We start from the raw sequence: 16,378 nt of genomic DNA, 5'->3' as shown, positions 1-16,378 counted from the left end.
CCTGTGCGCCGGACCCGCGCCGGGTCTCTGCCGCGACCCCGCCTCCGACCCGGAACCCGCGCCGGGCTTGTGCCCCGGACCCCCGCGCCGGGCCTCCGCCCCCGACCCCGGCGGAGCCGCACTTCGTGCAGGTTTGCCCGGTTACGGGCAGACCACCTGGTCGCCCGTCACCGCGCCGAACTCGCCGTGGTGCTTTTCCTCCGCCCGGACCGGTGTCACGCCCTTGTAGTCCGTCCCGGCCGTCACCTTCAGCGTCGGGCCCTGGCCCCTCACCTTGAGCAGTTCGCAGCCCGGCAGAGCCGCCGCCAGCGACCTCGCCGAGCGGTCCCAGCGTGGGTCGTATCTCACATACGTGCGCCGCACCTCCGCGCCGGCCCGGTTCAGCGGCGTGCGCGTCGTGTTGAAGCCCGTGGCCTTCAGCGCATCGTCGAGCTTCCGCCCCATGCCGTCCGTCCGCGTCCCGTTGTAGACCTGCACCCGGATCTGCTGAGGCGGCACGTCGACCAACGTCGCCTTCGGCCCCGCCGGCCGGTGCGGCGCCAGCGGCTTGTCCTCGCGCATCATCTGGAAGAGCTTCTTCGACTTCGCCTCGTCCCACTTCACCGTGGAGCCGATGCCCTTGACGTGGTAGCCGCCGCGGACCGGCACGGTCGTGAACTCCGACGAGGCCGCCGTGAAGCCCCGCATCGCCCTGCCCAGCGCGAGCATCTCCTGCGGCCCGAAACCCTCGTCGGCCCGCACGGAGCCGAGCATCATCGAGCTGACCCGACGGAACTTCGCCGGGTTCAGCAGCACCCCACTGCTGGTCGCCTGATGGATGAGCGCGGCGAGAAAGCGCTGCTGGCGCTGCATCCGCCCCAGGTCGGCCGCCCCGTCGACGTAGCGCGAGCGCACGTACTGAAGCGCCTGCCCGCCGTTCAGCCTGTGTGTGCCCGCCGCGAGATCAAGACCGGTGTACGTGTCCTTCATCTGCCGGGGCGTGCAGACCTCCACCCCGCCGAGCGCGTCCACCGTCTTCATGAAGCTGGTGAAGTCGACCTCCAGATAGTGGTCGATCTTCACCCTGGTCATCTTCTCGACGGTCCGCACGGTCAGGCCCGGCCCGCCCTCCGCGTAGGCCGCGTTCAGTTTCACCGCGTGCGCCCCGTGGCGCTTGCCGGTCGTCCGGTCGATGTGCGCGGGGATCTCCGTGTACGTGTCCCGGGGCAGGCTCACCACAGTCGCCCGCTGCCGCTCCCGCGAGATGTGGACCAGCATGATCGTGTCGGTGCAGCGGCAGGGCGCGCCGCCGAGCCGGTACTTCCGCTTCTCCGCCCGGGTGATCTTGTCGCGGCCGTCGGTGCCGACGAGCAGGAGATTCATGCCGTGGCCCGGCTCGGGCCGGTTCTTCATGTCCTTGAAGGGGTCCACCCTGGCGATACCGGTGTCCAGGCTGGTCACCACCGCGTGACCGATGCCACCCACGCCGAGCACCAGGACCGAGAGTGACGTCCCCACCCGCAAGCCCCAGCGCGGCCGAGCGAGGCGCCGTCCGGTCCTGGACCGGGAACTGGGCCGGGGACGGCGGGAGCGGGGCGGCGTGGGCACCGGGGGACACCTCCGCGAGCGACAGGGGGGAATCCCGCACACCGTAGGCCGATACGATCTGCGACCACCGGCACCGACCCGGCCGCCGCGCGTCCGTGTCCCCCGTTCGCGGTAACGTGGCGCCCGATGAACGCCACACCCGCCGCCACGCCCCCTGTCTCCGTGATCATGCCGGTCCTCAATGAGGAGCGGCATCTGCGCAACTCGGTCCGTCACATCCTCGAGCAGGAGTACGACGGCGAGATGGAGGTGGTGATCGCGCTCGGGCCCTCGACGGACCGTACCGACGAGATCGCCGCCGAGCTCGTATCGGAGGACCCCAGGGTCCACACCGTGCCGAACCCGACCGGCCGCACCCCGGCCGCCCTGAACGCCGCCATCAAGGCGTCGCGTCACCCGATCGTGGTGCGCGTCGACGGCCACGGCATGCTGTCGGCGAACTACATCGCCACCGCCGTGCGCCTCCTCGAAGAGACCGGCGCGCAGAACGTCGGCGGCATCATGCACGCCGAGGGCGAGAACGACTGGGAGCACGCCGTCGCCGCCGCGATGACGTCCAAGGTCGGCGTGGGCAATGCGTCCTTCCACACCGGCGGCGAGGCGGGCCCGGCCGAAACCGTGTATCTGGGTGTCTTCCGCCGCGAGTCGCTGGAGCAGCAGGGCGGCTACAACGAGGAGTTCATCCGCGCCCAGGACTGGGAGCTGAACTTCCGCATCCGTGAGGCGGGCGGCCTGATCTGGTTCTCGCCGGAGCTCAAGGTCCAGTACCGCCCGCGGCCCTCCGTCAAGGCGCTCGCCAAGCAGTACAAGGACTACGGCCGCTGGCGGCATGTCGTCGCCCGCTACCACCAGGGCTCCATCAATCTGCGCTACCTCGCGCCGCCGACCGCCCTGTGCGCGGTCGCCGCGGGCATCGTCGTCGGCGCGGCCCTCACACCCCTCGGCTTCGTCGTCCCGGCCGGCTACCTCGCGGGGATAACCGCCGGGTCCGTCCCCGCGGGCAAGGGCCTGCCGCTCAAGGCGCGCCTGCAGATCCCTGTGGCGCTCGCCACCATGCACATGTCGTGGGGATACGGCTTCCTGACCAGCCCGCGCGCGCTGGCGAAGAAGGTCATCGCCAGCCGCCGCCCGGCCGTGCGGACCGCTTCCGCCTGACACGCGTACGTATATGAGAGGGGCCCCGGGCGATCGCCCGGGGCCCCTGTCATGACACGCGTACGAGCTACCAGGTGAAGCCGTCCTGCACCGGCATGCACGCCTTGTCGTTCTCACCGTTCAGAGGCTTCGCCGACGTCGGCGTCTTGTTGTCGTCCTTCGGCGCCGTCTTCGGGTAGGTGTCACCCTGCCGCCAGTCCGCGCCCACGATCAGCGTGATGCCGGTGACGTCCGTCGACTTCTTCACCGAAGTCAGCGGAATCCCGAGGGACTTGGCGATCGCCTGGGCATCGCCCTCGAGTTCGGCGTTGGAGTACCGGATGACCGTCTTCGCCTGCGGATTGGTCGCGGCGTCGGCCTGGGCCCGGGTGAAGCCCTTGTCCGCCAGGGTCCCGGCCACCGCCGTCGCCCGGCCCTTCTCGGCGAACCGGCCGTCGGCCGATGTGCCGTTCTGCACCATCACCGCGATCTCTCCGGGCGCCGCGGCCGGGTCCTTGGAGGCGGGCGGAGGGGTGGCCGGCTTCTTCTTACTCTTGGGCGCCTTGCCGTCGAGCGGAATGTCCTCGCGGACCATCCGGAACAGTTGCTCGGCGTCGCCCGGCTGGGGCTCGACCTTGCCGCTGAAGCCCGGCCGCTGGGAGTAGAAGTTCGGCATGGTCGTCATGGTGATCCGGCCGGTCGGGACGCTCTTGAGCTCCTCGCCCAGGTCGTAGAGCTCCTTGACCGAGCCGATGCCCTTGTCGACGGTGAGCGCGCCGATCGCGGCCTCGGCGAGGTTGCGCAGCTTGGCCGGGTCGGTGAGCTTGGTGTTCCTGCGCAGCTCACGGACCATCGAGTTCATGTACATGTGCTGCGCGCGGGTGCGGGCGAGGTCGGTGCCGTCGTCGAAGCCGTACCGCGTACGCAGCCATTGCAGGGCCTGTTCGCCCTTGACCGGGTGGGTGCCCGCCTCCAGCTTGAGGCCCGAGCCCTGGCCCTGGCGGTTGCGCGAGTAGACGTTCTTTTCGACACAGACCGGGACGCCGCCGATGGCGTCGGCCATGGAGACCACACCGGCGAAGTCGATCATCATGAAGTGGTCGATGGTGATGCCGGTGAGTTCGTACCAGGTGGCCACGGTGCAGCCGGGCCCGCCGCGGCCGAGTGACTCATTGGTCAGCGTCCATCCGGTCGCGGCGAAGGTCTTGCCGGTGTCCGGGTCCTTGCACTCGGGCATCTTGACCACGGTGTCCCGCGGCATGCTGATCACCGAGATGTTGCTGCGGTCAGCCGAGAGGTGCAGCAGCATCTGCACATCCGCGAGCGGTGTCCCGCCGAAGGTGTCCTTGGCGCCGCCGAGTTCCTGGTTCTTCTTGGAGTCCCGCGCGTCCGAGCCGATCAGCAGGATGTTCAACGGCGTCTGGCCCGCCGCGTTCGCCTGGTGCTCGCGCATCTTGTCGCCGAGCGTCAGGTCGTCCTTCTTGAGCTTGCTGTTGAGGTGCTCGTAATAGAGGTATCCGGCGCCGGCCGTGCCAAGTATCAGCAGCGACAGCACGGACGCGACCCAGCGCAGTACGCGGCGCTTGCCGCGTTTCCCGCGGCGCGGGCCGCCAGACCGGTGACCCGAGCCCGGATCGTCGCCGGAGCCCTCCGCGGTCGCGGCATCCCCGGCCTCGGCGTCCTTCTCGTCGGACCGGGCCTGACGGCCGATCCGGGCGCGGCGGCCCTTGGCGGCCACCCCACCCCGTTCTCCGTACAGGCTGTCGTCCCAGCCCAGGTCTCGGGCGTGCGGGACGCGGTCCCGCGTCCCCTCCCCCTGCACGCTTTTCTGTCCCACCCCGGGTCCCCCCTGTCGTTCAGGCTCGCCGCATGACCCGGTGTTCCGGGGTCACTTGGCGCACACCTGTTTGTCCGCTTCGACCTTCTGCACACCCTCCGGCGCTTTCGCCGGACCGGTGAGGGGCACCCCTGCCCCCTTGAAATCGGCGCCGAGGGTCAGGGTCATGGCCTCAAGACCCACGGCGTTCTTCGTGCCCGGCTTCAGCGCCGTGGCGGGCAGACCCATCAGGTCCGCGAGCTTGCGGGCCTGGTCGGCCTGGTTCGGCGCGTACACCAGGGTCGTCTTGGCGAGCTTCTGCGGGGCGTTGCCCTCATTGCTCGACTTCAGTACGCCTTCCTCGTTCTGGAGCCAGGTCAGTGTGGCCAGCGCCGCCCCTTGTGTGTCGCTGCCGTTGAAGACCGCGACGCGGACCTTGGACGCCTGTGCCCTCGGCCCCTTGAGCAGATTCGCCTGCTGGTTCTTGGCGTCCTGCTCCTTCTGCTTCACCTCGGTGAGCGAGGTGTCGTTCTGGATCATCGAGAAGAGCGGCTTTGCCTTGCTCTCGTTGAGCAGCACGGTCGCGCCGTCGGTGTTGTCGACCACCGGCACCGTGGCGAAGGTGATGTTCTGCGGGTTGACCTTTTTGAGCTCCAGACCGAGGTCGCGGAGCCGGGAGATCTTGCCTATCCCGGTGTCGACGGTGAGTGCCTTGGTCGCGGCCTCGGCCAGGTCCCACATCTTGGTGGGGCTGGAGAGGGTGTCGCTCGACTTCATCTTCCGGATCAGCGAACTCAGGAACTGCTGCTGGATCTCGATCCGGCTGAGGTCGCCGCCGAAGCCCACCGAGTGACGTGTGCGCACGAACGCCAGCGCCTGCTCACCCTCGATGACGTGCTTGCCCGCCGGGAGGTTGAGCTTGGAGTCCTTGTCCTTGATGTCCTTGGCGAGGCAGACCTCGACACCGCCGACCGCCGAGGTCATCGTCTTGACCGCGTTGAAGTCGGCCATCATGAAGTGGTCGACGGTGACGCCGGTGAGCGCCTTGACCGTACGCATGGTGCAGCCCGGGTCGCGGCCCTCCTGGCCGAGGCTCTCGTTGAACCGCGTCTTGGTCGTGCCGCCTATGACCTTGCTGCCCTCGGTCGTTTTGGTCTGGCAGTCCGGGATGTCGGTGATCAGGTCACGCGGGATGGACAGCGCGGTCGCGTTCGTCCGGTCCTTGGAGACATGGAAGAGGATCGTCGTGTCGGCGTGCCCGACGCTGTTCTTGTCGCCGTAGCCGTCATTGCCCGCGCCGGAGCGCTTGTCCGTGCCGATGATCAGGATGTTGACGGCCTGGTCCTTCTTGAAGCCGTCGCTGCCCGCGCCCGTGACATCGACCGTGTTCAGGTTCGAGTCGAAGTGCCGGTAGACGAGATACGTGCCGACGGCTCCGGCGACCACGACGAAGGCCATCACGCCGCCCGTCCACAGCAGCGCCTTCTTCTTGCGCGACTTGGGCTGCTTGCGCTTGCGGCGGCCGACGGTGGGGGGATTCGTACCGCCCGAGGCGTTGCCCGTACGGCGCGAGCGCTGACCGGGTACGTCCCGGCCCGGCGTCGTTGTCTCGCGATCGTCCGCGGGGCTTCTCGGGGCCGGGGGCCTCGCACCGGCGCGCCTGGATCCGCCGCCCGAACCGGCGCTTCTCGACGGGGACGACTGCGGTGCGGATTGGTCCAGTCGCAATTCGTAATTGCCGGTGTGCGGGTTAAGTACCCACTGGTCGGCGGGGTCGATCTCGTCCGCCCGTCCACGGCTTTGCGCATCCACGGTTGCTTGAGTCCTCCGTCGGTGCCACGCGAGGCGCCTCCCCCGAAGGGCGCTCGGTCTTTCGATCCAGCAGTGCGCGACCCGAAGTCGGATGCACCGGATCGCGTCACACTATCCGCCCAGTTCAACGGGAAGCGACGCCCGTGACAAATTCCACGCCCCTTACAACGGGCAATCCGCCCAATCTTCATGGACTTCCGACACTGGCTTGGTCATCGCTTTACTCACACATGCCCACGGCGGCGTTCGTCCCGGAGAATGTCGGCGCCGGAGTCGGGCTCGCGGAACCGGTGCCGTCGGGCTTCTCGTCGGCCGGTGTTTCCGCGTTTTTGTCCTCCGCATTTTTGTTCTTCTTGTCCTTGTCCGGGACGACGCGGACGAGCCTGTCCTCGCGCAGCCGCTTGAAAAGCTCGCCCGCCTCCGGCTCGACCAGTTCGTCACGGTTCGGGTCGGCGGAGTACGGCTGGCGCGGAACCGTAAGGAATTGCACCTTTTCGGTCGGTACGTTGCGAATTGAGCGGGTCAGGTCGTACAGATCCCTCAGCGAGTCCAGCCCCGGGTCCGTCGTCAGCGACTTCGTCGCCGCGTCGAGCACCGGGTAGAGCCGGATCGGATTGAGCAGTACGCCATTGCTCTGCACCTTCTTGACCAGCGCGCCGAGAAACTGCTGCTGGCGTTCCATACGTTCTGTGTCGCTGCCGTTGCCGATGGACTTGCGGGCCCGTACGAAACCGAGGGCCTGCTCGCCGTTCAGCTTCTGCTTGCCCGCGCGCAGCCGCAGATGGGCGTCGGTGTCGTCGATCGGCTCCTTGAGGCAGACCTCGACGCCGTGCACCGCGTCGACCATGGCCTTGAAGCCCCGGAAGTCCACCACCATGTGGTGATCGATCCGGATGCCGGTGAATCCCTCGACGGTACGGATGGTGCAGGCCGCGCCGCCGAACTCGAACGCCCAGTTGAACTGCGCGAACTGAGGCTTAGTGCGGGTGCCGTCGGGCTTGCGGCAGCTGGGGATGTCGACCATGAGATCGCGTGGGACGGACATCGCCGTCGCGCTCTGCCGGTCCGCGGCGATGTGCAGCAGGATCGTGGTGTCGGAGCGCTGGCTGCCGCCGTCGTCGCGGCCGTACTCGCTGTTGCCCGCGCCGGAGCGGGTGTCCGAGCCGAGGAGAAGGATGTTCTGCGCTTTCAGCGAGACGGGCCTGGGGCGTTCCTTCTCGTACGTCTCCAGCTCGGCGGCCGCGGTGGTGTCCGTGGTGATGTTGGCGTCGAGCTTGCGGTAGAACCACCAGCCGACACCGGCGGCGGCGAGAACGACGACGGAGGTGCCGAGTGCGGCCCAACGGAGCCAGTGGCGCTTGTGCTTGGGGGTTTCGGCATCGGCGTCCGTATCGCCGTCTGTACCGTCACCCGGATCGGCGTCCGTACCGGCGTCCGAGTCCGCACCGCTGTCGGCGCCCGCGCCGGTGTCCGTTGCGTCCGCTTCCGTACCGGCGCCCGTGCCCGGTGCCGTCACCGGTTCCCTATTGGGGGCGGATCTACTGGCCTCCCCGCCCGCGTCCTTGCCGGCCTCGCCGGCCCCGGCCGGGCCGTCCGGTTCGGAAGGCGTGCCAGCAGTGTCCGTCACGTCTGCGTCCATCCTTCATGGCGTCGGCGGCGCGCTGGGTCGCCGATCGCAGGACTAGACGGCAGAACCTCGCGCGTGGTTGTGCGTTGAAGCACGCGTATCGCCGATCATCCACCGGAGGTGACGCAGGATCCCGGGGGCTCGGCCCGGGTGTGCGCCACACGGGTGGACCTCAGAGGGTTGTCATACAGCGGTGTTGGTGACGCGCTCGTCCGCGATCCTCTTTTCGAGGCTCTCTTGGGGCAGTTTGCCGAGGTTTCGGCACAGCACCACGGACCCGCCGGCCGCGAGCGGTGCGTACAGCCCGGCGGACAGCCCCTGCCAGGTGTCGTACGAGCGGCCGGTCAGCAAGCGCGACCCCGGCCCGAGGCCCAGCTCGGCCGCCTCCGTACGAGCCTGCTCGACCAGGCCGGCGCCGCTCAGTTCCGTATCGCCGACGACGAGCGCGGGCGCGGCCGGGTCCACCGGCGCGTACGGCGCGAAGCGGTCGCCCTGCCCGGGCACCTCCACCGCGTAGTCGGCGAAGCCCGCCGGGGGCTGCGGGAAACGTCCGCCCAGCGGGCGCAGCGCGAGCGCCACCCGCTCGCCGGAGCAGGCGCGGGCCTCCTCCAGGGTGTCGGGACCGCTGACGACGAGATCCGCGCCCGCCGGATCGCCGCCGACCTCGACGCACACGCCGACCGATGAACAGGCGAGCAGCCAGACCGCGCTCTGCCAGTGCGCGGGAAGCAGCAGCGCGAGCCGGTCGCCGGGCGCGGCGGCGAGGTCGCCCTGGAGCAGATTCGCGGTCTTTGCCACCCAATTGGCGAAGGTGGCCACGGACAATTCGACACGCTCACCGGTGGCGTCGTCGTAGAAAGTGACCAAGGGGCGTGCCGGGTCCGCGGCGAGCGCGGATCGCAGCAGGTCGGCGGGGGTACGGTCGCTGGCGTTCACCCGCGCAAGGGTACGCGGCGGGGGCCGGACCGTGGCGCCGTACGGGTGGCGGGGTACACCGGTCGGACGGTTGGGCCGCCGGTTTCCCGAAAGGCGGAGTGGGCAGCCCCGGCTCAGGATCGGTTTCATGCGTGGATTCCTGGCTTCTTCGATCGGCGTCACGTGCTCAGCCGCACTGGTGCTTCCCCTCTGGCTGTCCTCCGGAACGGTGGCCGCGGCGCCACCGTCGCCGGACCTGCCCGGCTCCACCCAGTCGTTGCCACTGGCGGCGATGAGGGCATCGGACCGGTCTCTCGGCCCGGTGACGGAACAGGGATTGACCCGGCGTGACGTCAGACCCTTCTCCCTCTTGGGTGTCGTCTGGGACGACGCGAACGCCGAGCTGCACGGCACGGTCCAGGTCCGCACGCGGGCAGTGGGCTCCGGCCGGTGGTCGGGCTGGCTGGACGTGGAGACCCACAACGACGACCACGGCGCGGATCCCGACAGCGAGGAGCGCGGCTCGGGGAAGGTGCGCGGTTCGACGGCCCCGCTGTGGGTGGGGGAGTCGGACGGCGTGGCGGTACGCGTACGGGTGGAGCCGTCCGAACCGGCCCAGCTGCCCAAGGGGCTGCGCCTCGAACTCGTGGACCCGGGCAAGGTACCGGCCCCGCAAGCACCCGCCCCGGACCAACCGGCCCCGGAGCAACCGGCGGCGGAAGAGCGCGCGGCGGAGGAGCCCGCGGACCCGGTGGGCTTCGGGCCCGTACTGGGAATGCCCTTCCGCGCGGCCGCGGACGTACCGGAGACGGCACCGGACGAACTCCCGGCCCTCTCCCAGGAAGAGACGGAGGCCGAGGCGGGCCTGGAGCAGGTGGTGGGAGCGAAGCCGTACATCGGACCGCGCCCGGCCATCGTCACGCGCAAGGGATGGGGCGCCGACGAGTCGCTGCGCGAGCCGGACTTCGTCTACACGAACACGGTCAAAGCGGCATTTGTGCACCACACCGCGACCGGCAACAGCTACACCTGCGCGGAGGCGCCCTCCGTCCTTCGCGGTATCTACCGCTACCACGTAGTGAGCAGCGGCTGGCGCGACATCGGCTACAACTTCGCCGTCGACAAGTGCGGAAACATCTACGAAGGCCGGGCGGGAGGCGTGGCCAAGGCCGTTCTCGGCGCACACACCCTCGGTTTCAACACCGACAGCATGGGAATCGCCGTGCTCGGCACGTACAGTTCCTCCACTCCGCCGGCGGCCGCGGTCACCGCGATCGCCAAACTGACGGCCTGGAAGCTCGGGCTGTTCGGAGGCAATCCGCTCGGCAAGGTGCTGCTGACGTCCGGGGGGAGCGGCAAGTACGAGAAGGGCGCGAAGGTCACCTTCAACGTCATTTCCGGGCACCGGGACGGATTCCTGACGGAGTGCCCGGGAGCCCAGCTCTACGGCAAGCTCGGCGTGGCGCGGAGCGCCTCGGCCGCGTACCAGGGCCGCTGACGGGAGTGCGCCACACCAACTGCATACACTGCCGGTCTCCAACGATTGACCATGCCGGCCCCAGCAGGAAGCAGAGACGACAAGGTGACAGAAGCGATCCTCCTGGTCGGCGGCAAAGGCACCCGGCTGCGTCCTCTCACCGTCAACACTCCCAAGCCGATGGTCCCGGCGGCGGGCGTACCGTTCCTGACGCATCAACTGGCGCGGGCAAGGGCGGCGGGGGTCGAGCACATCGTGCTGGCGACGTCGTATCTGGCGGAGGTCTTCGAGCCGTACTTCGGCGACGGCTCGGCGCTCGGGCTCCACCTGGAGTACGTCACCGAGGAGGAACCGCTCGGCACGGGCGGCGCGATCCGCAATGTCGCCTCCCGGCTGCGGTCGGGGCCCGACGAGCCGGTACTGATCTTCAACGGCGACATCCTGACGGGCCTGGACATCGAGGCACTGGTCGCCACGCACCGGTCCTCCGGCGCGGACGTCTCGCTGCACCTGACGCGGGTCGAGGACCCCCGGGCGTTCGGTCTGGTCCCGACGGACGCCGAAGGGCGCGTCCTTGCCTTCCTCGAAAAGCCCCAGACGCCCGAGGAGATCGTCACCGACCAGATCAACGCGGGGGCGTACGTCTTCCGCCGCTCCGTCATCGACGCGATCCCGGTCGGCCGTCCCGTCTCCGTGGAACGCGAGACCTTCCCCGACCTGCTCTCCTCCGGGGCGCACCTGCAGGGCATGGTCGACTCCACCTACTGGCTCGACCTCGGCACCCCCCAGGCCTTCGTCCGCGGCTCGGCCGACCTGGTGATGGGCCGCGCCCCGTCCCCGGCGGTCCAGGGCCGCTGCGGCGACCGCCTGCTCCTGCCGACGGCCACGGTGGCCCCCGACGCGAAACTGACCGGCGGCACGGTCATCGGCGCGAACGCGGTGATCGCCGAGGGCGCCCGTATCGACGGCAGCGCGGTCCTCGACGGCGCGATCGTGGAGGAGGGCGCGGTCGTCACCGCCTCCCTGATCGGCGCGGGCGCGCGCATCGGCGCCCGTACGGTCCTGTCGGACGTGGTGATCGGCGACGGCGCGGTGGTCGGCCCGGACAACGAACTCCGCGACGGCGCGAGGGTGTGGTGCGGCGCGGTCCTCCCGGCGTCGTCGGTCCGCTTCTCCTCGGACCAGTAGTCGCAGCGCCGCGCGCGAGGGGCCCGTACCCTCATACACCGTGGCAGGACGCTTCGCACCGAACCGACCCACCCGCACGACCGTGCGCGGCGGTCACACCGCCCTGCCCCAAGGCGTCCCGCGCCAGGTCACCGCGTCCCGCACCCGCCGCTGGACACCCCCCGGCCCCCTTGACCTGGGTCTCGTCCTCGGGCCACTGCGCCGCGGCCCCGCCGATCCCACCTTCCGTACCTCTCCCGACGGCTCCGTCTGGCGCGCCAGCCGTACGCCCGCAGGTCCCGGCACGCTCAGGGTCGCGCTGCGGGCGGACAGCGGCACCGCCGAGGCCGAGGCGTGGGGCCCCGGCGCGGAGTGGCTGCTCGACCAGCTGCCCGCGATGCTCGGCGAAGGGGACGATCCCGCGGCCTTCACCCCCCGCCACCGCCTCGTCGCCGTGTCCCAGCATCGCCGCCCGGGCCTGCGGCTGACCCGTACCTCGCTCGTCCTGGAAGCCCTGATCCCGTCGATCCTGGAGCAGAAGGTCACGACGGACGAGGCGTACCGGGCCTGGCGGCTGCTCGTCCGCAAGCACGGCGAGCCCGCTCCGGGCCCGGACGACCGGCTGCATGTCATGCCGGACCCCCGCACCTGGGCGCTGATCCCGTCCTGGGAGTGGCACCGCGCGGGCGTCGACAACAAGCGCGCCTCCACGATCCTGCGCGCCGTCCGCGTGGCCCGCCGACTGGAGGAGGCCGCGGCGATGGAGCCCCAACAGGCACAGGAACGGCTGGAGTTGATCCCCGGCATCGGCCCCTGGACCTCCGCCGAAACCATCCAGCGCAGCAACGGCGCCCCCGACGCGGTGACCGTCGGCGATCTGCACCTGCCCGGCATCGTCGGCTACGCGCTCGCGGGCGACCGCCACGCCGACGACGCGGCGATGCTCGAACTCCTGGCCCCCTACGCGGGCCAGCGCCACCGCGCCGCCCGCCTGATCCTCCTGAGCGGCCGCGCCCCGGCCCGCCGCACCCCGAAGATGCCCCGCGGCGACATCGCGAGCCTGTAGAAGGCGGCACGTTCATGACGGACGCTCAGGAGGAACTCAGCGCACCTCGATGAACGCGGATGCCTCCCGTGCCGGCCGCTCCTTCGCCGGTGCGGCCGCGTGTCCCACCGCCACCGCCCCCATCGGGTCCCACCCCTCCGGAAGCCCCAGCACGTCCCGTACGACATCCCGGCAGAACATCGTCGAGGACACCCACGCCGAGCCGAGCCGCTCACCCGCCAGCGCCACCAGGAAGTTCTGGACGCCCGCGCCCGCCGCGACCACGAACATCTCGCGTTCGGCGGCGTCCCGGCGTTCGTCGCCGTAGTGGTGCGAGCCGTCCGTCACCAGGCACGGCACCACCAGGTACGGCGCGCGTCGCAGCACCTCGCCGCGGCGGACCCGCTTCGCGATGGACTCCTCAGACTTGCCGTCGCGCCGCAGGTCGGCGATCCACGCGTCCCGCATCGCGTTCAGCAACTCCGTGCGCGCCGAGGCCGATTCGAGGAGTACGAAGCGCCAGGGCGTCGTGTGATGCGGCGCGGGCGCGGTGATCGCGGCGGCGACGGCCCGCCGGACCGCGCCCCCGTCCACCGGCTCGTCCGTGAACTCCCGGACCGTACGCCGTTGGGTCACCGCCTCCCGTACCGCCTCGGACGTCCCGAGCCGGAACATGTCGTCCGCGGCAACGCGCACCATCGCCCGAGCGCCGTCCTCGCCGCCCACCAGATGGGCCAGGCCCCTGACCACCGCGACCGGCAGCCCCTCCGCCTTGCCCTTGACCAGGTCGCCCGCCGCGGCCAGTTCGTCCGCGGTGGCGACGACGGTCGCGTTCAGCGGATTGCCGTGCGCGTCGCTGCCGCCGCGCAGATCGTCCAGGACCCGCACGCCCGCCGCGCCGATCGCGACATCGGTCAGACCGTTGCGCCAGGGCCGCCCGAACGTGTCCGTGACGATCACGCCGACGTCCACGCCGAGCGTCTCCCGCAGCCCCTCGCGGATCGCCCGCGCCGACGCGTCGGGATCGGCGGGCAGCAACAGCACGGTCCCGGCAGGGGTGTTGGAGGCGTCGACCCCGGCCGCGGCCATCACCAGGCCCTGCCGGTTCTCGACGATACGAAGGCTGCCGCGGCGCGCCACCACCCGTACCGTCTCCGCGTCGATGGCGGCCTCGCGGTCGTCCGCCGCGACGACCCGCCCCTCCGCCTTGCTCACGATCTTGGACGTGACCAGCAGGACATCGCCGTCCACGAGACCCGGCTCGGTCGCGGAGATCAGCTTGGCGAGGTCGTCGCCCGGCCGTACCTCGCCGAGACCGGGCAGTGCCCAGACGCGGTACGACGGCGAGGTCACGCCCGTACCTCCTCGGCGAGCGCCAGCGCCTGGCGCGCCATCTCGGCGGCCGCGTCCGTGTCCGTCATCAGCAGCGGCACGGCCCGGCAGCGGATCCCCGCCTCCTCGACCTCCGCCACCGTGCCCGCGTCGACGGTGTCGACGAGCCAGCCGTCCAGCAGCCCGGAGCCGTAGTGCCGGGCGACGGCCGCGGCGGTCGCCTCGACGCCCACCGCGGCGAGCACCTTGTCCGCCATCCCGCGCACGGGCGCGTCCCCGACGATGGGGGACAGGCCCACCACCGGGACGCCCGCCTCGGCGATGGCCTCGCGGATCCCCGGCACCGCCAGGATCGTGCCGACGCTGACGACGGGGTTGGACGGCGGGAAGACGATGACGTCGGCCGCGGCGATCGCCTCGAGCACGCCCGGCGCGGGCTTCGCCTGGTCCGCGCCGACGGGCACGACCGCCTCCGCGGCCACGGACGCCCGCAGCTTCACCCAGTACTCCTGGAAGTGGATGACCTTCTTCTCGCCGTCCACCTCGACGGCGACATGCGTCTCGACGCGGTCGTCGGACATCGGCAGCAGCCGCACGCCCGGATTCCAGCGGGCGCACAGCGCCTCGGTGACGGCGCTGAGCGGATAGCCCGCGGCGAGCATCTGCGTACGGACGATGTGGGTGGCGAAGTCACGGTCGCCGAGACCGAACCACTCGGGGCCCACGCCGTACGCCGCGAGTTCCTCCTTGACCCGGAAGCTCTCGTCCGTACGCCCCCAGCCCTGCTCTTCGTTGATGCCACCGCCGAGGGTGTACATCACGGTGTCGAGGTCGGGGCAGACCTTCAGCCCGAACAGATGGATGTCGTCACCGGTGTTGCCGATCACCGTGACGTCCGCTTCGGGCGCGGCCTGCTTCAGACCGCGGAGGAAACGGGCGCCGCCGATGCCGCCGGCCAGAACCACAATGCGCATGGACAGCAGTTTGTCAGGCGGGTACGGCATCCCGGTCGGCCGGGGAGCACTGGGAGCCGTGCATCGGCATATCGGTCAGGCCCGGGTAGTAGACGTGCAGGCTGACGGCAGGCTCGAGCGAGTCGTTGACCACCTCGTGCACATATCCGGGCGCGAACACCCGCTGCGCGCCCGCGGCCAGGGGGCGGGAGTTCTGCTCGGTGTGCTCGGTGAGCTCGCCGTCGAGGACGGTCAGCACGCCGGAGGACAGGCCGTGGTCGTGCAGTCCGCTGCCCTGGCCGGGGACCCAGGACAGCAGCCACACCTCGTAGCCGGGGCCGGTACGCAGCCGGTGGTACCAGCGGGTCGTGGTGTCGTACTGGACGAGGTGGGCCCACTGCGCGCGGTCGGCGGCGATGGAGCGGGCAAGACCGACGAAGTCGGCGACGGTGGCCGGGTGCTCCCGGGCGGGCTGGAGAAGGTGCTGTACGGCGAGGATGTCGCCGGCGATCTGGAGGTCGCTGTCGCTGTTCATGGGTGCGGTGGTTCCTCGGCAGAGAAGTGCAGGGGGTCGCAGGACATGCGGGCTGAGCTACATGCGGAGAAGAAGCCGGAGCGCTACGGGCGCATCAACAGCTGGAACAGCAACAGCGGGCCTGGACAGCGCTGCGGAACCCACGGAGCGGGGTCGCGAGGTGCGCTGAGGTCGCTGGCATGGGATCAAAGGTGACGGGTGGGTTCTTTACTTGTCAACCCAATGCCCGATTTGGTGGCAATGTTTCACCTCATCCGGTTACTCCGCCCGGAGAAAGGTTTGTGCACTCGCGACCCGGGAGACATGGCGCAGCAACCGCGCTCGCAAACGCCGCTGCGGGTCCCGTGATCGGACTGTGATCCGGATCGCTTAAATGGCTGGATCGCAACATGATCGAACCCTGTGGCGTCCTCTCCCGTGAGAGGGGGTCGCGGGCAGGCGCCGCCGGCAAGTGCCAGGTTTTTGGTGATTTGCACACTTTCCGCATAGCTTTGGTTCCGCAGAGTGAATACCGGGCCCAATAGCAGATCTCGGCTTGACTGGCCCGGAGCACCGCACTTGTAATTTCACTCGTGTCGTTCGGCCGAAATCGATAACGGCAACACCACGGGGACGCAAAAACAGACGAGGGGCGCACATGACCGAGCTGTTCGAACAACTGCTGGTCGAGGACGCGGACGAGGAACTCGGCTGGCAGGAGCGCGCGTTGTGCGCCCAGACCGATCCCGAGTCCTTCTTCCCCGAGAAGGGCGGCTCCACCCGCGAGGCCAAGAAGGTCTGCCTCGCCTGCGAGGTCCGCTCCGAATGCCTCGAGTACGCCCTCGCCAACGACGAGCGATTCGGTATCTGGGGCGGACTGTCCGAGCGTGAACGCCGCCGGCTCAAGAAGGCCGCCGTCTGAACACCGCACGGATACCCGAGACCGAGACCAAGGCCCAGACCTCCACCGAAGCCCGACAGAACACCACAAGTCAGTAC

The 16,378-nt window shown here is 70.0% G+C and carries 13 protein-coding genes; 5 read left to right on the top strand and 8 right to left on the bottom strand.

Features of this window, described 5'->3' with window-relative positions; genetic code table 11:
• Positions 1–141: 141 nt before the first annotated feature.
• A complete protein-coding gene (locus OG741_RS16310) occupies positions 142–1,503 on the bottom strand; it encodes an LCP family protein (protein WP_405605597.1) in 1,362 nt (453 codons plus the stop codon).
• A 210-nt stretch (positions 1,504–1,713) separates the two neighbouring features.
• On the opposite strand from OG741_RS16310, the gene OG741_RS16305 reads away from it, so the two are divergent.
• A complete protein-coding gene (locus OG741_RS16305; protein WP_405598487.1) occupies positions 1,714–2,742 on the top strand; it encodes a glycosyltransferase family 2 protein in 1,029 nt (342 codons plus the stop codon).
• Between the two features lie 67 nt (positions 2,743–2,809).
• Here OG741_RS16305 and OG741_RS16300 read toward each other — a convergent pair whose 3' ends face one another.
• The 4 genes from OG741_RS16300 to OG741_RS16285 all read right to left on the bottom strand — a co-directional run bounded on the left by OG741_RS16300 (position 2,810) and on the right by OG741_RS16285 (position 8,912).
• Positions 2,810–4,558: an LCP family protein gene (locus tag OG741_RS16300; protein WP_405598486.1), complete on the bottom strand. Its 1,749-nt coding sequence runs from the start codon at positions 4,556–4,558 to the stop codon at positions 2,810–2,812.
• Between the two features lie 51 nt (positions 4,559–4,609).
• Entirely contained in the window at positions 4,610–6,349 is a 1,740-nt protein-coding gene (locus tag OG741_RS16295) for an LCP family protein (protein ID WP_405598485.1), read from the bottom strand.
• 220 nt (positions 6,350–6,569) lie between these two features.
• Complete coding sequence (locus OG741_RS16290) at positions 6,570–7,988, bottom strand: LCP family protein (protein WP_405598483.1); 1,419 nt, start codon at positions 7,986–7,988, stop codon at positions 6,570–6,572.
• A gap of 171 nt (positions 7,989–8,159) precedes the next feature.
• Positions 8,160–8,912, bottom strand: a complete 753-nt coding sequence (locus tag OG741_RS16285; protein ID WP_405598481.1) for a TIGR03089 family protein — start codon at positions 8,910–8,912, stop codon at positions 8,160–8,162.
• Between the two features lie 127 nt (positions 8,913–9,039).
• Between OG741_RS16285 and OG741_RS16280 the strand changes: the two genes are divergently transcribed.
• The 3 genes from OG741_RS16280 to OG741_RS16270 are packed head-to-tail and all read left to right on the top strand — an operon-like array spanning position 9,040 to position 12,601.
• Positions 9,040–10,389, top strand: a complete 1,350-nt coding sequence (locus OG741_RS16280; RefSeq protein WP_405598479.1) for a peptidoglycan recognition protein — start codon at positions 9,040–9,042, stop codon at positions 10,387–10,389.
• Positions 10,390–10,440: 51 nt separating this feature from the next.
• Positions 10,441–11,556 carry a sugar phosphate nucleotidyltransferase gene (locus tag OG741_RS16275; RefSeq protein WP_405598477.1) on the top strand — a complete coding sequence of 372 codons (1,116 nt, stop codon included), beginning with the start codon at positions 10,441–10,443 and terminating at the stop codon, positions 11,554–11,556.
• Between the two features lie 40 nt (positions 11,557–11,596).
• A complete protein-coding gene (locus OG741_RS16270) occupies positions 11,597–12,601 on the top strand; it encodes a DNA-3-methyladenine glycosylase family protein (RefSeq protein WP_405598474.1) in 1,005 nt (334 codons plus the stop codon).
• A gap of 36 nt (positions 12,602–12,637) precedes the next feature.
• Here the strand turns inward: OG741_RS16270 and OG741_RS16265 are convergent, their stop codons facing one another.
• Genes OG741_RS16265 through OG741_RS16255 form a run of 3 tightly spaced genes read right to left on the bottom strand, consistent with a single transcriptional unit; the run spans position 12,638 to position 15,400 of the window.
• Positions 12,638–13,933: a coenzyme F420-0:L-glutamate ligase gene (locus OG741_RS16265; protein WP_405598472.1), complete on the bottom strand. Its 1,296-nt coding sequence runs from the start codon at positions 13,931–13,933 to the stop codon at positions 12,638–12,640.
• On the bottom strand, positions 13,930–14,886 hold the full coding sequence (cofD, locus tag OG741_RS16260) for a 2-phospho-L-lactate transferase (RefSeq protein ID WP_405598469.1): 957 nt from the start codon (positions 14,884–14,886) through the stop codon (positions 13,930–13,932). The genes OG741_RS16265 and cofD overlap by 4 nt, the downstream gene beginning before the upstream one ends.
• Positions 14,887–14,899: 13 nt before the next feature.
• Entirely contained in the window at positions 14,900–15,400 is a 501-nt protein-coding gene (locus tag OG741_RS16255) for a cysteine dioxygenase (protein WP_405598468.1), read from the bottom strand.
• 637 nt (positions 15,401–16,037) lie between these two features.
• On the opposite strand from OG741_RS16255, the gene OG741_RS16250 reads away from it, so the two are divergent.
• Entirely contained in the window at positions 16,038–16,301 is a 264-nt protein-coding gene (locus tag OG741_RS16250; RefSeq protein WP_023541320.1) for a WhiB family transcriptional regulator, read from the top strand.
• Positions 16,302–16,378 lie beyond the last annotated feature (77 nt).

This window comes from Streptomyces sp. NBC_01410, from assembly GCF_045040195.1.
GTDB lineage: Bacteria > Actinomycetota > Actinomycetes > Streptomycetales > Streptomycetaceae > Streptomyces.
The sequence above is the reverse complement of the archived record's forward strand: the minus strand, read 5'-3'. Positions and strand labels throughout refer to the sequence as shown.